The sequence below is a fragment of the Clostridia bacterium genome (assembly GCA_017554615.1).
Taxonomy (GTDB): domain Bacteria; phylum Bacillota; class Clostridia; order UMGS1840; family HGM11507; genus SIG450.
This window is the reverse complement of the sequence record JAFZHY010000006.1, coordinates 44,894-50,948: the sequence shown is the minus strand read 5'-3', so window position 1 is coordinate 50,948 and position 6,055 is coordinate 44,894. Positions and strand designations below refer to the sequence as shown.

General features: G+C 34.5%; 1 protein-coding gene. It reads left to right on the top strand.

All coding sequences use genetic code 11. The features are described 5' to 3' along the window. A partial coding sequence (locus IKZ35_01910) for a leucine-rich repeat protein (GenBank protein ID MBR4892719.1) occupies nt 1–5,949 on the top strand: 5,949 nt, incomplete at its 5' end. Between the last annotated feature and the right edge of the window lie 106 nt (nt 5,950–6,055).

Genomic DNA, 6,055 nt, shown 5'->3' with positions numbered 1-6,055 from the left:
CTTACAAATATAACTATCCCTGATAGCGTAACCAGTATTGGAAGTGCTGCGTTTGATTACTGTCATAGTCTAACAGATGTATATTACAGTGGCAGTGAAAGCGAATGGGAAGATATTTTAATAGGTTCTGATAATAATTGTTTGTTAGATGCAACGATACATTGTAATTCTTCCGGGCTTCTCGTTCCTGAATATAATCAGCAGACTAAAACACTAACAATCAATTACTATGGCAACATGCCTAATTATTCTGAAACCAGTCGACCAGTTTGGTATACATACAAAAATGAAATAGAAAGGGTTATTATCGGTGATAATGTAACAAGCATTGGTGATTATGCATTCGCTGATTGCGAAAATCTTGTTGAAATTCAATATGGAAAAAATATTACAAAAATAGGCGACTATGCATTTTATGGTTGTGATGGTTTGGTTTCAGAATATCTGCCGGAAAAGGTAAATCAGATTGGTAACTATGCATTCGCAGACTGTTCGCAGCTTTATAAAGTTGTAATTCCAGAAACGGTTAATCACATAGGAAGTGGTGCATTTAGTAACTGTATGAATTTAAAGGTTGTGAATATTCCAAACAATATTAAAACAATATCTCCGTATATGTTTGCAGAATGTATATCATTAAATAACATAACAGTACCTAATGGTGTTGTTGAAATTGATGAATATGCATTCCAGAACTGCAATGAACTTGAAAGAATATCTCTACCAAAAAGCTTAGAACTAATTCAGTCCTACGCTTTTTCGGGATGCACAGCACTGCAGAAAATCAGCTACAGTGCATCGCAAAGCAAATGGAAAAAAGTCAGCATTGCAACAGGAAACGAGCCAATCAAGAATGCAACTGTTGTCTTTAATGATTGGTCTTATGACGAGAACACCTATAATGAAGAATTAAACCTGATGGGTATTGATTTGTCAAACAAGGCATATAGCGGTTACAAAAAACTGATGGAGAAAATGGAAAAGGACTATGGCTTTGATGATTTCAGCCATTGGAACTGGGGAGAGGGCACCGATGGGGATGATAATGAACATAATACAAGCTTTGTAATAGGCAGAAAGTTTGTTCAACAAAACGGAGTAACAAAAAACCTTGTATGTGTTACAATACGCGGTACCCATGGCGTTGAATGGAAGGGTAACATGGATTTTACCGGTTTGGAATATGATGCATCTCAAAAAGATGAGTATAGCTTTGCCCTTGCTGCTGAAGATGTCATTTCACGCCTTGATGATTATATGAATTCCCATATGACTGGTACACAAGATATCTTGTTTATTACAGGTCACAGCAGAGGAGCAGCGGTTGCTAACCTTGTTGCCCAGTATTATAATGATCATTATGACAATTTTGCTGATGTTTATGCTTATACATACGCAACACCTAATACCACGCTGGAACCCAAAGCATCAACCAATATCTATAATTTCTGTTTTACAGATGACTTTGTGCCCCAGGTTCCGCTGGAAAGTTGGGGATATGGCAAGCATGGTATAACCTATAATGTTTGTGCTGAAAATCTTTACAACACTAATTGGTATTTCAGAAATGCAATAAACAGCAACACGGAATTAAAAGAGTGGCAAACACCATTCAATCAGGCGATGTTGAATGAGATTATCAAATATACAGAAGGATTTGTTGCTCCAACAGCAGAGGATGCATACGAAAGTACAATTTATTATTATGACCCCACAGATTTGGTTGCTGTGAGAAGTATGAATCTTCATAAATTCTTCAGAGATTATCTTGCGCCTGTTGCCATATACAAAGATAGTTCTAAAGTAAAAATGGGTATATATGGAGCAAGAATGGCAGAGGAAAGTTATTTTAGCAAGCTGTATTTTCCATATACTGCATACTTTTTAGATGGTAATGTGCTTAATCCGTATTTTCATAAGGCTCATAGTGCCTCTACATATAAAAAGGCAATTGAACTTGGATTATATGATTCAGAAATATTCCCGGCTCTTTATGGGTTGAGACTGATGTCTTTAGACACCGTTCCATCTGAGCCTGATGAGGTAGAGGTAAACGCAATAAAAACATTCTTGCAAAACGGTGAAAATTCATCTCTTCTCGGCTATGATATTGATGATATCTCAACATGGACAGGTATCAAATGGAATGGAAACAATATTTCCGAAATTGATTTTTCATATAAGCAACTGACGGGAGAAATAGATTTGTCCAATTTTGAGGCTTTAACTAGCTTTAAGGCTCCATTTAATCAATTAACAAATGTTACTTTGTCGGATTGCACAAATTTAACGAATTTAGATTTGTCATACAATGAGATTTCAAACATTGATTTGAGTTCTTGTACAGCACTTGAAAACCTGAATTTACAAAATAATAGCATTTATACGCTTGATTTAACAAACAATACGGCGTCAAACACAATTTACATATCAAATAACTATTTGAATATTTCAGAGGGTTCTGATTTTTACAAGGAGCTTAAAGGTTTTGAACAAAATGATGCTGTTATTAGCGCTTATCCGCAAAAATTATTGTCTGAACTTGAGTTTTGCGAAAGCGATATAGCTATCTTAAAAGAGATAGCGCAAAGCGGAGATAACTTAGATAAACTTGGCTGGAATATTGATGACCCAAGCACATATTATGGTGTTACTTGGCAAAGATTTGGTGATACATATTATGTGACGGATATTGACTTTTCTGACTGTGAAATCAATACGGGAATCAATCTGTCGGAATTAGTAAAATTAGAAACTTTATCTTTAAATAATAACAATATCGGGACTTTGTCAATATTTGACTGCGAAAGCTTGACATATGCATCTTGCGATAATTCAAACCTTATAAGTATTCAGATTTCAGGTTGCGACAACTTGATTGAGTTAAGTTGTTCTGGCAATTATTTAAATGCCAATACCATTGATTCATTAGAAGATATGGAGCTATCTGTACTAAATGTTGTCAATCAGAAAATAAATGCTTCTGCAGAAAACTTTGATAGTGAGGAAATAGAAACTCTTGTTTCCTTCTTGAAATCAAATGAAAATGCACAATTACTAGATTGGAATGAAGCTGTACCGGGAGAATGGGATGGCATAACATGGGAGCTTATTGACGAAGAATATCATGTTACAGGTATAGAAATTAAGTATCTCAATGTCTCGGGTGAGCTTGATTTGTCTGTGTTTGATTATCTTACAAGCGTAATATTTACTCAGACCAATATAGAAGGAATTGTGTTGCCGGATAGTGTTACTGAAATAGAGGACAAATCCTTCTATGGCTGTGAAGATTTAGAGAGCATTGAACTTCCTGGAAATTTAACAAGTATTGGCGATGAAGCTTTTGCTGAGTCTAAGAGTTTAACTGAAATCACAATTCCTGTTACTGTAGCCAACATTGGCGTAGATGTGTTTGGCGAAACAAATAGTGTTAAAATCAACTATGTTGGAGGTCAAAAAGATTGGGACGAGGTTTCTAAAGGCAATGATGCTGAATACTATTCCAAAATTGTTTACTATGTAAATGGAAGTATAATCTGCCAGAATATTGTAATTGATGAATATGAAAACAATACAATCTATGGAAGGTTAGAATTCAAAACAGTTGCCGAAGTCGGTATTGCTTATATTGAAATATTTGATTATACAGACAATGAGGAACTTTCTTTAAACAAAGTCATTGTTGAGGGAATAACTGTTGGTTCAAATTCCTTGGAATTTGAGATTCCCTTCATAGGAGATAATAAAAACCATATTATAAAAGTGTCGTTCTATGACAATGAAGCTGACAAAAACTCAAAAGGTACAAGCGTTTCTACAGAGTTTTATGCAGAACTTCAACCAAATTACTCAAATGGGTTCTACTATTTCCCTATAGATGACACTACTGCTGAAATTGTTGGATATGAATATGATGATTATGAGGTATGGATTCCAGTTTCACTTGATGGGTATACTATAACAAAAATTTCAAATTCAGCCTTTGAGTATGCCGAATTTGAAACTATCCTTATTCCTGATACAATTGTAGAGATAGAAGAAAACGCTTTTTATGGTTGCGACTATCTTGAAACTGTTAATTACATAGGCACACAAGAACAATGGAATGCAATCACTATCGGCGAAAACAACGATGCTTTAATAAACGCAGAAAAAGTGTTTGACTATAGTGAAGATGTTGTCTTTGGCGGATTTGGTGATGTTTACTTTACGGGTTCTGCTGTAGAAGGAACTATTGAATTTGATTATGTATATATAAATTGTGTAGCCATTATAGATATATTAAATTATGATGGTGAAATTGAAAAAACTCTTGAGATAGTGATACCTGCTGGAACGGTTGAAAAACATTTTTCTATTCCTTTTGAAGCAGATGATAAAGAACATGATATACATGTTTCTTTTGTAAACAACACTACAGAAAAAACTGAAGTTGGCGAAGGAGATTGGGATTATTTCTATGCAGAAAGAGAGCGTTTTACAGAAGGTGACTACACATATGCACTATCTAATGGTAAAGCGGTAATATTAAGCTATAATGGAACAGATACCGAACTTGAGATTCCTGCAACATTAGCCGAATATTCAGTTGCTGGAATTGAAGATTATGCTTTTGAAGAGTGTGAATGGAATGGTGTTTATATAACAGCATTAACCTTGCCGAGCAGCATTGAGAGTATATCCGAATGGGCATTGGGTTATTTATCTTCTCTAAAAACTATTAATGTTTCTGAGGAAAATGAACATTTTTGTGTGGTTGATAATGTTCTGTTTGATAAAAATAAAACAAGACTTGTTAAATATCCTGCTGGGAAAACAGGTGATAGTTATTCGATCCCGAATACTGTTAAAATTATTTCAACCACTGCGTTAGCAGATAACGAAAACTTAACAGAAGTTATTATACCTGATAGTGTAACCAGTATTGGAGATTATGCGTTTCTTTACTGTGAAAGTCTTACAACTATAACTATCCCTGATAGCGTAACCAGTATTGGAGATTATGCGTTTTATGGCTGTGAAAGTCTTACAAATATAACTATCCCAGATAGTGTAACCAGTATTGGGAATGCTACGTTTGATTCCTGTACAAGTCTTACAAATATAACTATCCCTGATAGTGTAACCAGTATTGGAGATTATGCGTTTTATGGCTGTGAAAGTCTTACAACTATAACTATCCCTGATAGCGTAACCAGTATTGGAGATGATGCGTTTGATTACTGTTATAGTCTAACAGATGTATATTACAGTGGCAGTGAAAGCGAATGGGAAGATATTTTAATAGGTTCTGATAATAATTGTTTGTTAGATGCAAATATTACATTTGGCTATGACGGAAATCTCTCAAATATTAAATCTGTAAACTGTTGGTATCATAACAACAAAGTAACAGTAAAAATCAAATTTAATTATATCGACCAAGCGGGTACGCTATACTTAGCTATCTACGATGAGGGAAGGCTTGTGGATATAAAAGATAAGCCTGTAGAAATTGATGAGATAGAAAACACTATAGAAATATTTGATGTTGATGAAAGGTATAAAGATTACAATGTTAAAGTTTTCTATTGGGATGGTAATTCTTCATTAAAACCGTTATCAAAATTTGTTGAAACAGAGATTGTGGAAGCTGTTTTGGTTGAAGATGTTTTGGAATCAGAACATCCATATGCAAATGACATGGATGAAACAAAGACCTATGTGTACGATGGTGAGTGTGTCAGCATTGATGTAACTTTCTCAGATGATACCGAAACCGAAAGTAGTTATGATTATATTTACATTTATGATTCTAATGACAATCAAATTGGTAGATATAGCGGAAGGGAACTTGCAGGACAAACAATTACAATTCCTGGAAATACTGTTAAAATTCGTCTGACAAGTGATAGCTCATATACTGAATACGGTTATAGGACAGAAAGTATTGTTATAAATAAGTAGATGAAAACACAGAACAATCATCTTGCATTTTTTATCTCTGTGAAAGTCTTAAAAGTATAATTATTCCTGATAGTGTAACCAGTTTTGGGTATGGTGCATTTGCGGC